At 40.9% G+C, this 18,635-nt stretch carries 17 protein-coding genes and 1 pseudogene; 4 read left to right on the top strand and 14 right to left on the bottom strand.

Annotated elements, in window-relative coordinates; translation table 11 throughout:
* Window positions 1-15: 15 nt before the first annotated feature.
* The 4 genes and pseudogenes from MK482_RS05290 to parE all read right to left on the bottom strand — a co-directional run bounded on the left by MK482_RS05290 (window position 16) and on the right by parE (window position 4,686).
* Window positions 16-390, bottom strand: a complete 375-nt coding sequence (locus MK482_RS05290; RefSeq protein WP_268718175.1) for a GNAT family N-acetyltransferase — start codon at window positions 388-390, stop codon at window positions 16-18.
* A 63-nt stretch (window positions 391-453) separates the two neighbouring features.
* Window positions 454-1,199 (bottom strand): annotated as a pseudogene (locus MK482_RS05285) (DUF6261 family protein).
* 253 nt (window positions 1,200-1,452) lie between these two features.
* Entirely contained in the window at window positions 1,453-2,685 is a 1,233-nt protein-coding gene (locus MK482_RS05280) for a YecA family protein (protein WP_268718174.1), read from the bottom strand.
* Between the two features lie 51 nt (window positions 2,686-2,736).
* On the bottom strand, window positions 2,737-4,686 hold the full coding sequence (gene parE / locus MK482_RS05275; protein WP_268718173.1) for a DNA topoisomerase IV subunit B: 1,950 nt from the start codon (window positions 4,684-4,686) through the stop codon (window positions 2,737-2,739).
* 135 nt (window positions 4,687-4,821) lie between these two features.
* Here parE and plsY point away from each other — a divergent pair, with 135 nt between their 5' ends.
* On the top strand, window positions 4,822-5,463 hold the full coding sequence (gene plsY / locus MK482_RS05270) for a glycerol-3-phosphate 1-O-acyltransferase PlsY (RefSeq protein WP_268718172.1): 642 nt from the start codon (window positions 4,822-4,824) through the stop codon (window positions 5,461-5,463).
* Window positions 5,464-5,500: 37 nt separating this feature from the next.
* On the opposite strand, the gene MK482_RS05265 is transcribed toward plsY, so the two are convergent.
* The 8 genes from MK482_RS05265 to MK482_RS05230 form a co-directional block, all read right to left on the bottom strand.
* Window positions 5,501-6,457: an ABC transporter permease gene (locus MK482_RS05265; RefSeq protein ID WP_000029122.1), complete on the bottom strand. Its 957-nt coding sequence runs from the start codon at window positions 6,455-6,457 to the stop codon at window positions 5,501-5,503.
* Between the two features lie 2 nt (window positions 6,458-6,459).
* On the bottom strand, window positions 6,460-7,518 hold the full coding sequence (locus MK482_RS05260) for an ABC transporter permease (RefSeq protein WP_060806311.1): 1,059 nt from the start codon (window positions 7,516-7,518) through the stop codon (window positions 6,460-6,462).
* Window positions 7,511-9,046 (bottom strand): ABC transporter ATP-binding protein, encoded by a 1,536-nt coding sequence (locus MK482_RS05255; RefSeq protein WP_268718171.1) that lies wholly within the window; start codon window positions 9,044-9,046, stop codon window positions 7,511-7,513. The genes MK482_RS05260 and MK482_RS05255 overlap by 8 nt, the downstream gene beginning before the upstream one ends.
* Window positions 9,047-9,188: 142 nt before the next feature.
* Entirely contained in the window at window positions 9,189-10,241 is a 1,053-nt protein-coding gene (locus tag MK482_RS05250; RefSeq protein WP_268718170.1) for a BMP family lipoprotein, read from the bottom strand.
* A gap of 89 nt (window positions 10,242-10,330) precedes the next feature.
* Window positions 10,331-10,720 (bottom strand): cytidine deaminase, encoded by a 390-nt coding sequence (locus MK482_RS05245; RefSeq protein ID WP_268718169.1) that lies wholly within the window; start codon window positions 10,718-10,720, stop codon window positions 10,331-10,333.
* Window positions 10,707-11,369, bottom strand: a complete 663-nt coding sequence (gene deoC / locus MK482_RS05240) for a deoxyribose-phosphate aldolase (RefSeq protein WP_268718168.1) — start codon at window positions 11,367-11,369, stop codon at window positions 10,707-10,709. The genes MK482_RS05245 and deoC overlap by 14 nt, the downstream gene beginning before the upstream one ends.
* A gap of 19 nt (window positions 11,370-11,388) precedes the next feature.
* A complete protein-coding gene (locus MK482_RS05235) occupies window positions 11,389-12,666 on the bottom strand; it encodes a pyrimidine-nucleoside phosphorylase (protein WP_268718167.1) in 1,278 nt (425 codons plus the stop codon).
* Window positions 12,663-13,253: a class I SAM-dependent methyltransferase gene (locus tag MK482_RS05230; RefSeq protein ID WP_268718166.1), complete on the bottom strand. Its 591-nt coding sequence runs from the start codon at window positions 13,251-13,253 to the stop codon at window positions 12,663-12,665. The genes MK482_RS05235 and MK482_RS05230 overlap by 4 nt, the downstream gene beginning before the upstream one ends.
* A 172-nt stretch (window positions 13,254-13,425) precedes the next feature.
* On the opposite strand from MK482_RS05230, the gene coaA reads away from it, so the two are divergent.
* From coaA to MK482_RS05215, 3 genes are all read left to right on the top strand, one after another.
* Entirely contained in the window at window positions 13,426-14,346 is a 921-nt protein-coding gene (gene coaA / locus MK482_RS05225) for a type I pantothenate kinase (RefSeq protein WP_020902939.1), read from the top strand.
* Between the two features lie 67 nt (window positions 14,347-14,413).
* Window positions 14,414-14,650 (top strand): 30S ribosomal protein S20, encoded by a 237-nt coding sequence (gene rpsT / locus MK482_RS05220; protein WP_001274000.1) that lies wholly within the window; start codon window positions 14,414-14,416, stop codon window positions 14,648-14,650.
* 52 nt (window positions 14,651-14,702) lie between these two features.
* Window positions 14,703-15,236, top strand: a complete 534-nt coding sequence (locus MK482_RS05215) for a DNA topology modulation protein (RefSeq protein WP_268718165.1) — start codon at window positions 14,703-14,705, stop codon at window positions 15,234-15,236.
* Window positions 15,237-15,253: 17 nt separating this feature from the next.
* Here MK482_RS05215 and metG read toward each other — a convergent pair whose 3' ends face one another.
* A complete protein-coding gene (metG, locus tag MK482_RS05210) occupies window positions 15,254-17,251 on the bottom strand; it encodes a methionine--tRNA ligase (protein ID WP_268718164.1) in 1,998 nt (665 codons plus the stop codon).
* A gap of 124 nt (window positions 17,252-17,375) precedes the next feature.
* A complete protein-coding gene (locus tag MK482_RS05205) occupies window positions 17,376-18,635 on the bottom strand; it encodes an ABC transporter permease (RefSeq protein ID WP_268718163.1) in 1,260 nt (419 codons plus the stop codon).

Genomic DNA, 18,635 nt, shown 5'->3' with positions numbered 1-18,635 from the left:
TACAGCTCTTTTCATTTAGATAGATTTTCTAAGCCCTGTTCCCACAGGTTTAAAACCTACTGTCTGATAAAATCCATCCGCTTCTGATATTAATTCAATGCGAGTCAAAGGATATTTTTGATGAATTTCAGCGATCAATCGCCGTCCCAATCCTTTTCCGCGATAGGCTTTATTAATGATAATCTCAGCTAAAAAGGTCGTCATGACTTCATCTGTCAAGTAGCGTGCAAAGCCAAGGATTTTCTGGTCCTCTTCAAGCACCAAGTAATGGGACAGATTTGTTGAAAATAATGATTTCACTTTTTCCTCTGTAAAAGAAAGCCATTTTTCATTTTGATAAAGAGAATAAATAGCTTGACAATCTTTTGTGCTTGCAGGTCTGATTATCATTTTCTACTCCTTTCAAATCCTATGCGACCACTAACAATTTTTCAACTCAAATTTAGTTATATTCTAGTTGCTATCCGTCGCTTCTTCCCTCGCCTTCTTAGCTGACTTGCGTTTTTTATAGCGACTACGGATAGCGTTGAGATGGTCACGGAGATCAGCATACTGCTTTTTATCTGGATAAGCATAGGCGTTGATTGCAGTAAAGTCCACAAGGAAGTAATAGATTTCTTGTAATTTCGAACTGACTTCCTTGTTTTGACTAGGTACCTTGCCTTTTTGCTCAATCAAACGCTCCTTATAAGCTTTTTCAAACTGAACCTGCACCTTTCTAAAGGTTTCTACATGAGTTGTCAAATGCAGGGTTGAAAGGGCAGTTTGGTAGTCAATGTCTTTTAGCTCCTTAAGCAAATTGTTAATAGCTTCTGTCTCTTTTTCGTAACTCATACTCGTTGCCCAGCATAATTTTTGAAAAGTTTGCTGAGTTTGTCGTAAGCTTTCTTGCTACTTTCCTCTTTCACACGAGAGAAGGCTTTGACCAAACCAGTCAAGGTAAAAAGCGCATCATCACGCTCACAATCAGACGCTTCCAGACTAGCCACCGTTTGACTGGCCTTGGAACGGTGCAAACCAGCTTGCAAGGTCTCAAGAAGTTTCTCCATATCCCCAAGCTTCGTTGCGTAAACCTGCTCAGACTTATTGGCTTTTGTAAAAGCCAATAAGTCGTCCTTGCTCTCAGATAGAAGTTAGAAGAATTCGTTGTTTTTTAAAGCGTTTGTATCTAAACTACTAATTCCATAAATTTTTTTCATCTGGATAATCTCCTAATTTTTTATTTTAATGTACTTTTTACTTCGTCCGATTTTCGGAATTTTTTTTGCTCCTTCAAGAGTTCGTCCGAAAAACAAAAGTTCGTTTTTTCTCAAAATACACTCGTCCGATTTCCGGACAAACATAATTCGCCATGAAAGACTTCGTATAAAAATCGAACAATCTCACTTTAGATTTGGTTAGCTTGTCAAAAAATCTGACGATGGAAATTTGATGAGTCCAATCTCTCTGTTTTTAAAACAAATCTATTTTTTCCAGTATATTATAAACAGTATTGCGTACTTTCTCATTCTGTACTCCTTTAACTTGAATTAATAGACTATTCGCTTCTAAAAGCCCTTTATATTGGCTGTTTTTTTTATTAAAAAAACAAATTTCTTTCTCTCTCAATTCATCAATAATATCAGGAGAAATTATAATATTTTCTGAACTATCAAAGATGTAATATTTGATAATATTTTCAAAAGAAGCAGTATCTTTTTCATTCTTATAACTATCATACTTATCATTAAGTAACTTCAGCAATTTATCTTTCAAATAATCATTTTCTTCATTTGGTACAACACAATAAAAATATGCTGGAAAATCTCTATTTTGTGGGATTAAACCAAAACTGCAGCCTAAATGATTCATAATTCCAGTATCGTTATAAGAAAACTCTGTGCAACCAGCACCGCACCACTGAATATTGTTTTTCAATTTATAACCATATACTTTAAAATGTTCATCAATTTCAGCATCATTTGGTAGAGTATGATTCATTACTTGATCAAATTTTATCTTTAATACATCTAAATTTGTCAGGTTTGTTTTAGTATTTGCAATTTTTGTTGCATTAGCATAAATAGAATTTCTTTTATGTCTTGTATCTGAAGAAAGTGATTTGCCTACTCCTTTTCCTGAAACAATCACATCATGGTAATCTATCAAGGCATAGTTTTCTTTAGAAAAATGGTATAAAAAGAAACGATAGGCATATAAAAATATATATTGTTTTTCAGTAGGAATGGGTTTAAAAGTTTCTATTGGCGAAAAAATCTGACTGTCATGTTCTTTACAAAAAAGTGGCATAGTTCCAGCATCATTTATATTGACTTCATAAAAAAATTCATCATGTAGCTTAGGATCTTGAAGGTTACTAATAATATTTTTTATATCGGACGCAAAAACTGAATATCCATTATCAGTTTCTCTTGCAATCTGCTTTTCTAATATATTTCTAGGAAAAGTATGTGATTTAATCGGTTTTCTATCACAGTTGGAATACAGGCACTCTTTTCCTTTAGAATCGAAAAATTTCTTGACTCTATTCCTATCATGGGATTGAAGTTGTTTTCTCTCACTTTCCGAAATATCACGAAGATTATTTCGTTCCATTTGTTTTCGTAACTTCTCTATTTTTAAATGGCAATGTTTGTATTTTTTGCCTGAATTGCATGTACATTTATCGTTTCTACCGATAGACACCTCTCCACCTCCTTTCTATAATGTAAATTTATTTTTTATTGCAGCACACTCCTAAAACACCATTTCCCCACTCTCTTCCAGCGTAAACTTGACATTATCTTCAATCCACTTACGGCGTGGTTCAACCTTGTCACCCATGAGGACATTGACCCGACGTTCAGCACGTGCTAGGTCTTCGATTGTAACACGAATGAGGGTACGGGTTTCAGGATTCATAGTTGTTTCCCAGAGCTGGTCCGCATTCATCTCACCGAGACCTTTATAGCGTTGGAGGGTAGCGCCTTTACCAAACTGCTTGCGGAGTTCTTCTAACTCGCCATCCGTCCAAGCGTAGGCCACTTCTTCTTTCTTACCTTTCCCTTTTGACATCTTGTAAAGAGGTGGAAGGGCAATATAAACATGTCCCGCCTCAACTAGCGGACGCATATAGCGGTAGAAAAATGTCAAGAGCAAGGTCTGAATGTGGGCACCGTCTGTATCCGCATCGGTCATGATAATAATCTTGTCATAGTTGGCATCTTCAATAGAGAAGTCTGCTCCAACACCTGCACCGATGGTATAAATCATGGTATTGATTTCTTCATTTTTAAGGATGTCCGCCATCTTGGCCTTAGCTGTATTGATAACCTTACCACGTAGAGGTAAGATAGCTTGGAACTTGCGGTCACGACCTTGTTTAGCCGATCCACCGGCAGAATCACCCTCGACCAGGTAGAGTTCATTCTTAGCTGGATTCTTAGACTGGGCTGGGGTCAATTTCCCAGAAAGCAATCCCTTATCTTTTTTGTTTTTCTTGCCATTTCGGCTCTCATCACGCGCTTTACGTGCTGCTTCACGGGCATCACGGGCCTTGATAGCCTTGCGAATGAGATTGGAAGCTAACTCCCCATTTTCCATGAGGAAGAAAGTTAATTTTTCTGCGACAATGCTATCCACAACCGGACGAGCCAGTGGACTTCCTAGTTTGTCCTTGGTCTGTCCCTCAAACTGGAGGTGTTCTTCAGGAACCAAGATAGAAAGAACGGCAGCAAGTCCCTCACGGTAGTCTGAACCTTCAAGGTTTTTATCTTTTTCCTTGAGGAGGCCTGTCTTACGCGCATAGTCATTCATAACCTTGGTAATGGCAGACTTGAGTCCTGTCTCGTGCGTTCCACCGTCCTTGGTGCGAACGTTATTGACAAAGGATAGAATGTTATCTGAAAATCCGTCATTGTACTGGAGGGCCACTTCCACTTGGAAACCGTTGTCTTCACCTTCAAAGTAAAGAACCGGCGTCAATGTTTCCTTGTCTTCGTTAAGATAAGAAACAAAGTCCTGTACCCCATTTTCATAGTGAAACTCAACAGACTCATCTGTGCGTTTATCCGTTAGAGACAAGGTCACATTTTTCAAGAGAAAGGCTGACTCATTGAGGCGTTCTGAAATGGTATTGTACTTGAAGTCTGTCGTCGAAAAGATAGTCGCATCTGGCATGAAGGTGACTTTGGTACCTGTTTTAGACTTAGGTGCTGTACCAATTTTCTTCAAGGTCGTGACAGGTTTGCCACCATTTTCAAAACGTTGCTTGTAGATTGCACCATCGCGAGTGATTTCAACTTCTAGCCAACTAGATAGAGCATTTACAACGGAAGAACCCACTCCGTGGAGACCACCAGATGTCTTGTAGCCACCCTGACCGAATTTCCCTCCGGCATGAAGAATGGTAAAGATTACTTCAACCGTTGGGATTCCCATAGCGTGCATACCAGTTGGCATTCCACGTCCGTGGTCTTGAACCGTTAAACTTCCATCTTTATTAATGGTTACATCAATACGATCGCCAAACCCAGACAGGGCTTCATCGACCGCATTATCGACGATTTCCCAGACTAGGTGGTGGAGACCAGCACCATCGGTCGATCCGATATACATCCCCGGACGTTTACGGACCGCATCCAACCCTTCTAGCACCTGAATGGCATCATCATTATAATTGTTAATATTGATTTCCTTTTTTGACACAAGGAACCTCCTATTCGTTCATCTTTACTATTCTACAGGTTTTCCAAGGATTTTGCAAAATTTTTCTTTCTCCGGTGTGACAATTTCAGAAGAGATTCTCTGCCTTTCTTTTCCATTTCATGATATAATAGGAGTATGATTACAATAGTTTTATTAATCCTAGCCTATCTGCTGGGTTCAATTCCGTCTGGTCTCTGGATTGGACAAATTTTCTTTCAGACAAATCTGCGTGAACACGGTTCTGGAAATACCGGAACGACCAATACCTTTCGCATTTTAGGTAAGAAAGCTGGTATAGCAACCTTTGTCATTGACTTTTTCAAAGGAACCCTAGCAACGCTTCTTCCGATTATGTTTCATCTACAAGGCGTTTCGCCTCTCATCTTTGGACTTTTAGCTGTCATTGGCCATACCTTCCCTATCTTTGCAGGATTTAAGGGAGGCAAGGCTGTCGCAACCAGTGCTGGAGTGATTTTCGGATTTGCACCTGTCTTCTGTCTCTACCTTGCAGTTGTTTTCTTTGGAACCCTCTATCTTGGTAGTATGATTTCACTATCTAGTGTCACAGCATCTGTCGCGGCTGTCATCGGAGTTCTACTCTTTCCACTTTTTGGTTTTATCCTGAGCAACTATGATCCTCTATTCATCACTATTATCCTAGCACTGGCTAGTTTGATTATCATTCGTCATAAGGACAACATCGCTCGTATCAAAAATAAAGCTGAAAATCTTGTCCCTTGGGGATTGAACCTAACCAACCAACATCCTAAAAAATAAAACGCCAGTTCATTCTGAACTGACGTTTTTTGTATGCTTATTTTGATTTGATATAGTTAATACCATCTGCTTTTGGTGCAACTGCTTTTCCAAAGAAGGCTGCCAAGACAAGAATTGTCAAAACATAAGGTGCGATTTGAAGATAAACCGCAGGCACTCCTTGTAGGAATGGCAATTGAGAGCCGATAACAGCCAAACTTTGTGAAAGTCCAAAGAAGAGACTAGATAGCATGGCTCCGATTGGATTCCATTTTCCGAAGATCATTGCAGCAAGGGCGATAAACCCAGGTCCAACAATAGTTGTCACTGAGAAGTTAACTGAGATGGATTGAGCATAAATCGCTCCGCCAATTCCACCTAGGAAACCGGAAATAATAACCCCTAAATATCTCATTTTATATACATTGATTCCCAACGTGTCCGCTGCTTGAGGATGTTCACCAACAGAGCGGAGACGAAGACCAAAGCGCGTTTTGAAGAGAATAAACCAAGCAAGGAACGAGAAGGCAATCGCGATATAACCTAGCAAACTAGTTGACTTGAAGAAGATATCACCAATCACTGGGATATTTGCCAAGACTGGGAAATCAAAGCGTCCAAAAGTCTGACTTAGGTTGTCGGTTTGTCCTTTGTTATAAAGAACTTTCACCAAGAAAACAGCCAAGGCAGGCGCCATCAAGTTCAATACCGTACCGCTGACAACATGGTCTGCACGGAAATGAACCGTTGCTGCTGCGTGGATGATAGAGAAGAGACCACCAACCAATCCTGCAACTAGCAAAGATAGCCATGGAGTTGCTGCTCCAAATTGTTCTGCAAATTCAAGGTTAAAGACAACTCCAGAAAAGGCACCCATAACCATAATTCCTTCAAGGCCGACGTTTACCACACCACCACGTTCAGAGAAAACACCACCGATACTTGTAAAGATGAGGGGTGCTGAGTAAATCAGCATAGAAGACACCAAGAGGGTGAGCAAGGTTGTAATAGACATCTTTACTTACCTCCTTTAACTTGTTTTTTCGGTTTGACAAAGCGTTCGATAAGGTAATGAACACTGACAAAGAAGATAATAGACGCTGTTACAATGCTGACAAGCTCAGATGGTACCTGCGCCGCATTCATACCAGGGGCTCCAACTTGGAGAACACCAAATAGGAAAGCTGCAAAGAGAATACCAATTGGTGAATTTGCCGCAAGCAGACTAACCGCCATCCCGTTAAATCCAACAGCTAATGACGATCCCTGAACATAAACGTTCTGGAAGGTTCCCAGACCTTCAACAGCTCCACCAAGACCTGCCAAGGCACCTGAAATAATCATTGAGAGGATAATCGTTCTTTTTGCAGAAATACCAGCATATTCTGAAGCATGTGGATTAAGACCAACCGCACGGATTTCAAAACCAAGAGTTGTTTTCTTGAGCATGAACCAAATGACTGCAACGGCAATGAGAGCAAAGAAAATACCAATATTCATCCGTGAGTTACCAGTCAACTCAGCCAACCAAGGTGTCTGATAGGTTGCATTAGCCCCAACACGAATGGTCGAATCTGTACTTTGCATGAAGTCTTTAGGAAAGGCATGGATAAAGGCATTCCCTACATACAAGACGATGTAGTTCATCATGATGGTTACGATAACCTCTGACGTCCCCAGATAGGCTCTAAGAATACCCGGAATCGCTCCGACAATCCCACCAGCAATAAGGGCAATCACGATGGTTGCTAGAATCATCAAGGGACGGGGCATATCTGGATGCGACAGGGCAAACCAACCACTGAGAATCCAACCAGCCAAAGCCTGACCAGGAAGCCCGACGTTAAAGAAACCAGCGCGACTGGCAACGGCAAAACCCAGACCAATCAAGACCAAAGGCCCCATAGCACGGAAGATTTCTCCAATCCCACGCAGACTACCAAAGGCTGTATAGAACAATTCTTCGTAGCCCCAAATAGCATCATAACCGAAGATCCACATGACAATGGCTCCGAGTAAAATTCCTAGGAATACAGAAATCAAGGGAACCGAAATTTGTTGTAATTTTTTAGACATCACTCTTCTCCTTTCCCAAGTTTCCACCAGCCATCAAGACACCAAGCTCTTGTTTATTGGTTGTTTCTGGTGATACAATACCTTGAATCTTACCATCATGGATAACAGCAATACGGTCTGAGACGTTTAAAATCTCATCCAATTCAAAGCTGACAACAAGGACAGCCTTGCCATTATCACGCTCTTCAATCAAGCGCTTGTGGATATATTCAATGGCACCGACATCCAACCCACGAGTTGGCTGGCTGACGATAAGGAGATCAGGATCACGATCAATTTCACGAGCAATAATTGCTTTTTGTTGATTTCCGCCTGAGAGTGCAGCTGCAGGAACAAATTCACTGGCAGCACGAACATCAAACTCTTCCATTAGCTTTTTAGCATAAGAAGTAATATTTGAATAGTTCAAAATTCCATTTTTACTATGTGGTTCTTTGTAGTAGGTTTGAAGGGCAATATTTTCAGAAATCATCATTTCCAAAATCAAACCATCACGGTGACGGTCTTCTGGAACGTGCCCAACACTCAACTCTGTAATCTGACGTGGGTGCAAGCCTACAATTGAATCTCCTTTTAGCTCAACTCTACCAGATTCAACCTTGCGAAGACCTGTAATGGCTTGAATCAGTTCAGACTGACCATTTCCATCAATCCCTGCAATACCAACAATCTCTCCAGCACGAACATCCAAGGACAGATTTTTCACAGCTGGAACACCACGGTTTTCATTGACCACCAAATCTTTGATTGACAAGACCACTTCTTTTGGTTGAGAGGCTTGTTTCTCTGTTTTAAAGGAAACAGAACGTCCTACCATCATTTCTGCCAAATCAGCATTAGTAGCCCCTGCAATTTTGACGGTTTCAATTGATTTCCCACGACGGATAACTGTAACGCGGTCAGAAACTGCGCGAATCTCGTCCAACTTGTGGGTAATCAAGATAATTGATTTTCCTTCTTTGACAAGATTTTTCATAATAGCCATCAACTCCTCAATTTCTGATGGAGTCAAAACAGCCGTTGGTTCGTCAAAGATAAGAATATCAGCCCCTCGAAAAAGTGTTTTTAAAATTTCTACACGTTGTTGGGCTCCAACTGAGATGTCTGCCACCTTGGCAGAAGGGTCAACAGCTAAGCCATAACGTTCAGAAAGAGCCTTGATTTCTTTGCTAGCTCCAGCGATATCTAGCACACCATTTTTAGTCAATTCACTTCCTAAAATGATGTTTTCAGCCACTGTGAAGGCTTCTACCAACATAAAGTGCTGGTGAACCATTCCGATTCCCAAGCTAGCTGCTTTAGATGGTGAATCGAGATTGACAACTTGACCGTTGACCACAATTTCACCACTAGTTGGTTCAAGAAGCCCTGCTAACATGTTCATGAGCGTGGACTTACCAGCCCCATTTTCTCCTAAAAGTGCATGAATTTCACCTTTTCGTAGGTGCAGGTTGATTTTGTCGTTGGCAACAAACTCACCAAACACCTTGGTAATATCACGCATCTCAATGACATTTTCGTGTGCCATGTGCTCTTCCTTTCAGAGTCTTATTTTATTTCAATAAAACTTGCTATTTTATCTAGTAGCAAGCTTTACTGAGACAAAATGACTTTGTCTCAACTCTTAAAAAGCGACCGATGGCCGCTTCCTAAGAAATAACTTCCATCCATTATTTTGCAGGAACTTTTACGCTTCCATCAAGGATTTTAGCTTTAGCATCTTCGACAGCTTTTTTACCTTCTTCTGAAAGGTTTGTTGTTACCAAGTCAACCCCTTTATCTTTCAATGAGTAAACGATCACTTGACCGCCAGGGAATTCACCTTTTTCTGCCTTGTTAGAAATATCTTTTACAGTTGTACCAACTTGTTTCAAAGTAGATACAAGAACGAAGTTTGATTCTTTACCATCTTTAGAAGTGTATTTACCTTCTGCTTCTTGGTCACGGTCAACACCGATAACCCAAACTTTTTCATTTTCAGGACGGCTTTCGTTGAGTGATTTTGCTTCTGCAAAGACACCAGCACCTGTACCACCAGCTACTTGGTAAACAATATCTGCACCGGCTGCGTATTGTGCGGCTGCAATTGTTTTACCTTTAGCAGCATCACCAAATGAACCAGCATAGTCAACTTGGACTTTGATAGATGGGTCTACTGACGCAACACCAGCCTTGAATCCTGCTTCAAAACGAGAGATAACTTCTGACTCCTGCCCACCTACAAAACCAACTTGTTTTGTTTTAGTTGTTTTTGCTGCAGCTACACCTGCAAGGTAACCTGACTCATTATCAGCGAAAGTTACGCTCGCAACATTCTTTTGATCTTTAATCACATCATCAATCAAGACATAGTTCAAGTCAGAATGTTCTTTAGCTGCTTCTTCAACCGCATTGTGAAGGGCAAAACCAACACCGAAGATTAGGTTGTAACTTCCAGCCGCTTGTTGCAAGTTGTTAGCGTAGTCAGCTTCACTTGTTGATTGGAAGTAAGTGAAACCTTTATCTTTTGAAAGATTGTGTTCTTTACCCCAGTCTTGCAAACCTTCCCAAGCTGATTGGTTGAATGATTTGTCATCAACACCACCAGTATCAGTGACGATTGCTGCTTTTGTCTTCACATCAGAAGATGAAGCTGCGTTACGAGAAGAGCGGTTACCACATGCAGCAAGTCCAACTGCTGCCACTGCAACTAGACCAAGGCCTAGCCATTGTTTCTTGTTCATTACTGAACCTCCTAAATAAGATGTGCAACGATGTTGCAAGTATGGATTGGTTGGCCACAAGGACCGTGCCACTCATAGAGCGACTCAGACTAGTTTAAGTCTGTAAAAGAGTATGGAAGTAATTCCCCGACCGTCATCTCGACCGTCGATTTATCTTTTGCGACTAAGATCACTTTTAGATCTTGTTCAAAAAATTCAGCCATCACTTGGCGACAAGCACCACATGGTGAAATTGGTTTTTCAGTCTGACCATAGACAATCAATTCTGAAAATTCTCTTTGACCTTCAGAAACTGCTTTAAAAATCGCTGTACGTTCTCCACAGTTAGTCAAAGAATAACTAGCATTCTCAATATTGACACCTGTATAAATGTTCCCATCTTTTGCCACTAAAACAGCTCCGACTGGAAAATGAGAATAGGGCACATAGGCTTTCTTGCTGGTTTCAATTGCTAGTTCAATTAACTCAGTAGTCGCCATCTGCCAATTCTCCTTTTAAAATGGCTACCCCAGCTGAAGTTCCGATACGGGTCGCCCCTGCTTCCACAAAGGCAAGAGCATCTGCATAAGAACGAGCTCCACCAGCAGCCTTGACACCCATATCAGGTCCAACTGTTTCACGCATTAATCTAACATCTGCTACCGTAGCCCCACCAGTTGAAAAGCCAGTTGAAGTTTTAACGAAGTCAGCTCCCGCTTTTTGGGCTAATTGGCAAGCCACAACTTTTTCTTGGTCTGTCAGTAGGCAAGCTTCGATAATGACTTTCACTAACTTGTCACCACTTGCTTCCACTACTGCGCGAATATCAGACTCAACAAAGGCCAAATTACCTGATTTGAGAGTTCCAACATTAATCACCATATCAATCTCGTCTGCACCATTTTGGATAGCTTCCTTGGTTTCAAAAGCTTTCACAGCTGAAGTTGTTGCTCCCAAGGGGAAACCTACTACTGTGCAGACCTTTACATCTGTGCCTTCAAGTCCTTTTTTAGCATGTTCAACCCAGGTCGGATTGACACAAACACTGGCAAAATCATACTCTCTAGCTTCAGACAACAAACAATCAATTTGATTTTCTGTTGCATCTTGTTTCAAAAGTGTATGATCGATATATTTATTTAATTTCATATTCGGATTCTCCTGCAGTTTATGAGATTATTTCTATAATTTCTCGTAAACTTTGCACGCTATCATTTATTTTAACATATTTTTGAAAATCTGTAACTAGCTGAGGAGAAATTTTTCCATTTGTGTATACTTTTGCAACAATTTCTCCCTTTTGAACGGAATCTCCAACTTTCTTTTCAAAAACAATTCCTGTTTCATAATCCAAGGCATCAGACTTGACTGCACGGCCTGCCCCCAGTCTCATAGCATAAAGCCCAAATTCCATAGCTGGAAGAGCTGAAATGACACCCGTTTCATGAGCAGGGATTTCCACCACATGGGTAACATTGACAGGACGATAGAGGTCTTCCAAGTTTCCACCTTGGGCTTGGACCATTTCCTCAAACTTAGCCAGCGCTTGACCATTCTCAAGGTGTTGGCGAACTTCTTCCACTGTCTTGTTCATATTAGCCAAACCAAGCATAATTTGAGCCAATTCGCAGATGAAATGGGTAATATCCTGACGTCCTTGCCCCTGTAAAATCTCCAGTCCTTCAAGGATTTCAAGGCGATTTCCAATCGCTCGTCCCAAGGGCTGGCTCATATCCGTAATGACTGCTACCGTTTTTCTACCAACTGCCTTACCAAGTTCCACCATGGTTTGAGCCAATTCACGCGCCTCATTAACCGTTTTCATGAAGGCACCCTCACCGACAGTCACGTCTAGCAAAATAGCATCCGCCCCTGCTGCAATTTTCTTACTCATGACAGAACTGGCAATCAAAGGGATCGTGTCAACAGTTGCGGTCACATCACGAAGGGCATAGAGAAGCTTATCTGCTTTGACAAGCTGGTCTGATTGCCCAATGACAGATACACCAATATCCTGAACCTGACGAATAAAATCTTCTTGACTGCGTTCCACTTGATAGCCCTTGATAGACTCCAATTTATCAATTGTTCCACCAGTATGGCCGAGACCACGACCACTCATTTTGGCCACAGGAACACCAAAGCTAGCAACAAGAGGAGCCAAAATCAAGGTCACCTTATCACCAACACCCCCAGTAGAATGCTTGTCAACCTTAACCCCATCAATAGCGGATAAATCAAACTCTTGCCCTGATTTAACCATTTTCATGGTCAAATCAGATATTTCTCGAGTCGTCATTCCCTTGAAATAAACAGCCATAGCAAAAGCAGACATCTGATAATCAGGAACAGTTCCTGACACATAGCCTTCAACTAGCCATTCAATTTCACTCGAAGTCAGTTCTTGACCATCTCGTTTCTTTTGGATTAAATCAACTGCTCTCATTCTTTCACACTTCTAAGGATATAGTATCCCTTATCTTTTTTGACGATTTCACAATTGCCAAACACATCTTCCATCTTAGACTTAGCACTTGGAGCCCCTTGTTTCTTCTGGATGACGATAGTCAAATCTCCACCAGTTTCCAAAAAATCTTTACTTTTCTCAATGATTTCATGAACCACTTGCTTGCCCGCACGGATAGGAGGATTGGAAATGACATGGTCAAATTTCCCTTCAACTTGTTCATAGATGTTGGACTGGAAAATCGTTGCTGCCACTTTATTTCGTTCAGCATTTTGTCGCGCCAAATCCAAGGCACGATTATTGATATCGACCATGGTCGACTGAACTCCATAAGCCTTAGATAAAGACAAGCCCAAAGGTCCGTAACCACAGCCTACATCAAGAACAGTTTCTCCTTGGTTGACCTCAAGACACTTGAGCAAGAGTTGACTTCCAAAATCAACCATTTTCTTGCTAAAAACACCCGCATCCGTCAAAAAGGTCATTTTTTCTCCCAACAATTCTACTCGCAACTCATGAATGTCGTGAGCAGCGTCAGGATTTTCTGCATAATACATTTTACTCATGAAACTATTTTACCATAATTTAACGAAATATTAAATCGTTTCCAAGTAATTTGACAATACGATGTAGTTTGTCATTATTTTTCTAATCGAAATAAACTTTTTCTATCAGATACTAGATGTTTTTAGTCTCAAAATATGCTATACTAAGATATCGAATCAGAAAGACAAACTTATGACCAACGAATTTTTACATTTTGAAAAAATCAGCCGCCAGACTTGGCAATCGTTACATCGAAAGACGACACCTCCTTTGACAGAAGAGGAATTAGAATCCATTAAGAGTTTTAATGACCAGATTAGTTTACAGGATGTTACCGATGTCTATCTTCCCCTAGCCCACCTCATCCAGATTTACAAGCGTACCAAGGATGATTTAGCTTTTTCTAAAGGAATTTTCCTTCAACGCGAAAGCAAATCCCAGCCTTTTATCATTGGGGTTTCTGGTAGTGTTGCCGTTGGAAAATCCACAACCAGTCGCCTACTTCAAATCCTACTGTCCCGTACACTTACAGATGCTAGGGTTGAGTTGGTAACAACTGACGGCTTTCTCTATCCCAACCAGACCTTGATTGAACAGGGGATTTTAAATCGCAAGGGATTTCCTGAAAGTTATGATATGGAAGCTCTTCTCAACTTCCTGGATCACATCAAAAATGGACAAGATGTAGATATTCCTGTCTATTCTCATGAAGTCTACGACATCGTACCCGAGGAAAAGCAAAGCGTCAAAGCTGCTGATTTTGTCATTGTTGAGGGAATAAATGTCTTTCAAAATCCACAAAACGAGCGTCTCTACATTACTGACTTCTTTGACTTTTCCATCTATGTTGATGCTGCAGTCGATGACATTGAGAGTTGGTATCTAGACCGTTTCTTGAAGATGCTGAGCCTAGCCCAAAACGACCCAGATAGCTACTATTATCGTTTTACACAAATGCCGATTGGGGAAGTAGAATCCTTTGCCCATCAGGTCTGGACTAGTATCAATCTCACAAATCTACAAAATTATATTGAACCGACCAGAAATCGAGCAGAAGTGATTCTTCATAAAACAAAGAACCATGAAATCGATGAAATTTACTTAAAAAAATAATTTTCCCTTGTCAAAACGTAAGTTTTCAGATATAATGGTATAGTTAGTAAATATGGAGGTAAGAACATTGGCAAACATTAAATCAGCTATCAAACGCGCTGAATTGAACGTTAAACAAAACGAAAAGAACTCAGCTCAAAAATCAGCTATGCGTACTGCTATCAAAGCTTTCGAAGCAAACCCATCTGAAGAACTTTTCCGTGCTGCTAGCTCAGCTATCGATAAAGCAGAAACTAAAGGTTTGATTCACAAAAACAAAGCAAGCCGCGACAAAGCTCGTCTTTCAGCTAAACTTGCTAAATAAGAAACAGTCCATAGAGGCTGTTTTTTTGTCTCCAAATACGAAAAGGTAGAAAATGAAAATCGTAATTATCGGATATTCTGGTGCTGGTAAGTCAACTCTAGCAGAAAACTTATCTAACTACTACTCCATTCCAAAACTTCACATGGACACACTCCAATTTCAACCCGGTTGGCAAGACAGTGACCGCGAATGGATGTTGGATGAGATGAAAAAATTTCTCACCAATCATGAATCTTGGGTTATTGATGGTAATTATTCTTGGTGTTTCTATGAGGAAAGAATGCAGGAAGCTGACCAAATCATCTTTCTCAATTTTTCCCCATTGACTTGTCTCTTTCGAGCCTTTAAACGATACCTCAAATACCGAGGCAAAGTCAGAGAAAGTATGGCAGCTGGTTGTCCAGAACAATTTAATTGGGAGTTTATCAGATGGATTCTCTGGGACGGACGGAGCAAATCCGCTAAGGAACGCTACAAGTGGGTTCAAGAAACCTATCCAGATAAAGTTGTCATCCTCAGATCACAAAAGGAGATAGACCACTTCTTAGAAAATCTCGCACATAACAAGAAAAACCAACGTGGATAACGTTGGTTTTTTTACTTTTACCCAATCACACTTCCATTTGGTACAGCTGAATCAACTGTGAGAAGGGTTAATTTTCCATCATGTTCAGCTGATAGGATCATGCCTTGGCTGACATATTTCTTCATCATTTTACGTGGTTTGAGATTGGCAACGATTTGAACTTTCTTGCCGACCAATTCTTGTTCGTTTGGATAGTATTTGGCAATTCCTGAGAGGATTTGACGATCTTCACCATCACCAGCATCCAAGCGGAATTGAAGCAACTTATCTGAACCTTCTACTTTAGACACTTCTTTGACTTCTGCGACACGGATTTCGACCTTGTCAAAGTCTTCAAACTTGATTTCTTCCTTGTTTAGTTTGAGTTCGACTTCGTCTGGATTCCATTCTTTTTCGACAGCTGGCTTGCTGCCTTCCATTTGTTCCTTGATATAGGCGATTTCTTCTTCCATATCGAGACGTGGGAAGATTGGTGTTCCTTTGGCAACTACAGTCACACCTGCAGGGAAATCAGCCAATTTCAAATTCTCAAGGCTTGCTACTTCTTCCAAGCCAAGTTGAGTCAAGACCGCGCGACTGGTTTCCATCATAAATGGCTCAATCAAGTGAGCTACAACACGCAGGCTGGCTGCCAAGTGGCTCATGACACTTGCCAATTGATCACGAAGTGCTTCATCCTTGGCCAAGACCCATGGTGCGGTCTCATCGATGTATTTATTGGTACGAGAGATCAGAGTCCAGACTGCTTCAAGAGCACGTGGGTAGTCAACTGCTTCCATGTGTGTATGGTAGTCAGCGATTGATTCAGCAGCTACTTGAGCAAGAGCATGGTCAAACTCTGTTACACCTTCTTCATAGGCAGGAATTTGTCCATCAAAGTACTTATTAATCATAGAAACCGTACGGTTGAGAAGGTTTCCAAGATCATTAGCCAATTCATAGTTGATACGGCCTACATAGTCTTCAGGAGTAAAGGTTCCGTCTGAACCAACTGGAAGGCTACGCATGAGGTAGTAACGAAGTGGATCTAGTCCATAACGCTCTACCAACATTTCAGGGTAAACAACGTTCCCTTTAGACTTAGACATCTTACCGTCTTTCATGACAAACCAACCGTGGGCAATCAAACGATCTGGCAATTTGATATCCAACATCATGAGAAGGATTGGCCAGTAAATCGAGTGGAAGCGAAGGATATCTTTTCCTACCATGTGGAAAACTGTTCCATTCCAGAACTTATCAAAGTTACCGTGCTCATCTTGACCGTAGCCAAGAGCTGTCGCATAGTTAAGAAGAGCATCAATCCAAACGTATACAACGTGTTTAGGATTTGATGGTACCGGAACACCCCATGTAAAGGTTGTACGAGAAACCGCCAAATCCTCTAAACCTGGCTCGATAAAGTTGCGAAGCATTTCATTCAGACGACCATCTGGAGTGATAAATTCAGGATGAGCTTCGAAAAATTCTACTAGACGGTCTTGGTACTTGCTAAGACGAAGGAAATAAGACTCTTCAGATACCCATTCCACTTCGTGACCTGATGGAGCAATACCGCCAGTCACATTTCCAGCTTCATCACGGAATACTTCCGCAAGCTGGCTTTCTGTAAAGAATTCCTCATCTGAAACTGAATACCAACCAGAGTATTCACCCAAGTAAATATCATCTTGAGCCAGCAAGCGTTCAAAGACTTGCGCCACTACTTTTTCATGGTAGTCATCAGTTGTGCGAATAAACTTATCGTATGAGATATCGAGTAATTGCCAGAGTTCTTTAACTCCAACTGCCATCCCGTCAACATAGGCTTGTGGTGTAATGCCAGCTTCTTCTGCTTTTTGTTGAATCTTTTGACCATGCTCATCAAGACCTGTCAAATAAAAGACATCGTAGCCCATCAGGCGTTTGTAACGTGCTAGGACATCACATGCGATAGTTGTGTAGGCAGAACCGATATGAAGTTTACCAGATGGATAGTAAATTGGCGTTGTAATATAAAAATTCTTTTCAGACATAATTTTTTCCTTTCCAGGCAAATGAAACCTGTTTTTCTAACACTTCATTATATCACATTTTTAAGGATTTTCGATAGGAAAATCCATACAAAAACAAGATAGACAAGTGTCCATCTTGTTTATTCTATTCATAACGAAGAGCTTCAATCGGATCTAGCTTAGAAGCTTTATTGGCTGGTAGAACACCAAATATCATACCGATGCCAGCTGAGACAGCTAAACTAAAGAGAGCGATTGGAATGGATACGCCAACTTCGATTCCTGCAATCATATTTTGAAGAAGAACTCCTGCAAGCATTGTCACTCCTGCAGCCAGCACAAGACCGATGAACCCTCCTAACAAGGTTAAAATCATTGATTCAATCAAAAATTGAACCAGAATATTAGCTCGTGTAGCTCCTAGTGCTTTTCGTAGACCAATCTCACGGGTACGCTCTGTCACCGAAACAAGCATAATGTTCATAACACCGGTACCACCAACAAAGAGGGAAATCCCAGCAATAGCACTGATGACAGTTGTTACAAAGCCAAACATTTGTTGCACTTCTTGGAAGGCGGCAGAAGCATCTCCTACCTGATACTCCCCTTGTTGGAGACCTGCAATCTCTGTCATTCTTCTAGCCAATTCTGGTCCTAAAGTCTGAGTTAAGGTCGTATCGTTAACACGAAAAACGATATTAGAAATTTCGTCGGTGTTAAAATTGGCCGCAAGAGAAATATTGGTCGTGATTGGTAGTCCTCCAATCCCAAAGGTTTTTGCAGCCTTAGCTTCCTTACTAGCATAAACACCAATAACACGATAACTGATTTCATTTACTTCAACAAGCTGATTGAGTGCTTCCTGTGCAGAACCAAAAAGACTATTAGCAAGTTCTTCATCTAAAATGATAACACTAGCGAAATCCTTATAATCTTGTGGTTTTAAACTACGGCCTGCAACGATTACATTTTCGACTGCATCCATATAAGTGATATTTCCACCTGTCAAGCTGGCACGTTCAACCTTTTTATCCTTATAAGTCAAGGTCACATTGGCTGAGTTAGTCACATAGTAACTATCCACTCCCTTGAGTTTAGCAGCTTCTTTAACCCAGGTTTCTTGTGGTTTAGGTAGTTCAACAAAAACATCTTCCTCTTTACCAGACAGGGTTAGAGCAGATTGCTTCTGGGTAAAGGATCCGTCCTTACTCTTGGTAGGTGAGAAAAAGACATGGATATCTTTCTGGGACTTGGTCATGTTTTTATTGACTTGGCGCGACAGGGAGTCTCCCAAGGCCATGATGACGACAACGGATGATACGCCGATAATGATACCAATCATGGTTAAGAAAGAACGCATCTTGTGAGCCATAATGGATGAAAAGGCAAATTTCAGATTCTGCAT

Source organism: Streptococcus mitis, from assembly GCF_026782865.1.
In the GTDB taxonomy this organism is placed as follows: Bacteria; Bacillota; Bacilli; order Lactobacillales; family Streptococcaceae; genus Streptococcus; species Streptococcus mitis_CG.
This window is presented reverse-complemented; position numbering and strand designations above follow the sequence as displayed.

Excerpts from the sequence above, each read along its gene's own strand:
- MK482_RS05290 (WP_268718175.1), bottom strand. The coding sequence starts at position 390 with ATGATAATCAGACCTGCAAGCACAAAAGATTGTCAAGCTATTTATTCT.
- MK482_RS05235 (WP_268718167.1), bottom strand. The coding sequence starts at position 12,666 with ATGAGAGCAGTTGATTTAATCCAAAAGAAACGAGATGGTCAAGAACTG.
- coaA (WP_020902939.1), top strand. The coding sequence starts at position 13,426 with ATGACCAACGAATTTTTACATTTTGAAAAAATCAGCCGCCAGACTTGG.
- MK482_RS05250 (WP_268718170.1), bottom strand. The coding sequence starts at position 10,241 with ATGAACAAGAAACAATGGCTAGGCCTTGGTCTAGTTGCAGTGGCAGCA.
- MK482_RS05205 (WP_268718163.1), bottom strand. The coding sequence starts at position 18,635 with ATGCAGAATCTGAAATTTGCCTTTTCATCCATTATGGCTCACAAGATG.
- MK482_RS05265 (WP_000029122.1), bottom strand. The coding sequence starts at position 6,457 with ATGTCTATTACAACCTTGCTCACCCTCTTGGTGTCTTCTATGCTGATT.
- MK482_RS05215 (WP_268718165.1), top strand. The coding sequence starts at position 14,703 with ATGAAAATCGTAATTATCGGATATTCTGGTGCTGGTAAGTCAACTCTA.
- deoC (WP_268718168.1), bottom strand. The coding sequence starts at position 11,369 with ATGAAATTAAATAAATATATCGATCATACACTTTTGAAACAAGATGCA.
- MK482_RS05230 (WP_268718166.1), bottom strand. The coding sequence starts at position 13,253 with ATGAGTAAAATGTATTATGCAGAAAATCCTGACGCTGCTCACGACATT.
- plsY (WP_268718172.1), top strand. The coding sequence starts at position 4,822 with ATGATTACAATAGTTTTATTAATCCTAGCCTATCTGCTGGGTTCAATT.
- MK482_RS05260 (WP_060806311.1), bottom strand. The coding sequence starts at position 7,518 with ATGTCTAAAAAATTACAACAAATTTCGGTTCCCTTGATTTCTGTATTC.
- MK482_RS05255 (WP_268718171.1), bottom strand. The coding sequence starts at position 9,046 with ATGGCACACGAAAATGTCATTGAGATGCGTGATATTACCAAGGTGTTT.
- MK482_RS05245 (WP_268718169.1), bottom strand. The coding sequence starts at position 10,720 with ATGGCGACTACTGAGTTAATTGAACTAGCAATTGAAACCAGCAAGAAA.
- metG (WP_268718164.1), bottom strand. The coding sequence starts at position 17,251 with ATGTCTGAAAAGAATTTTTATATTACAACGCCAATTTACTATCCATCT.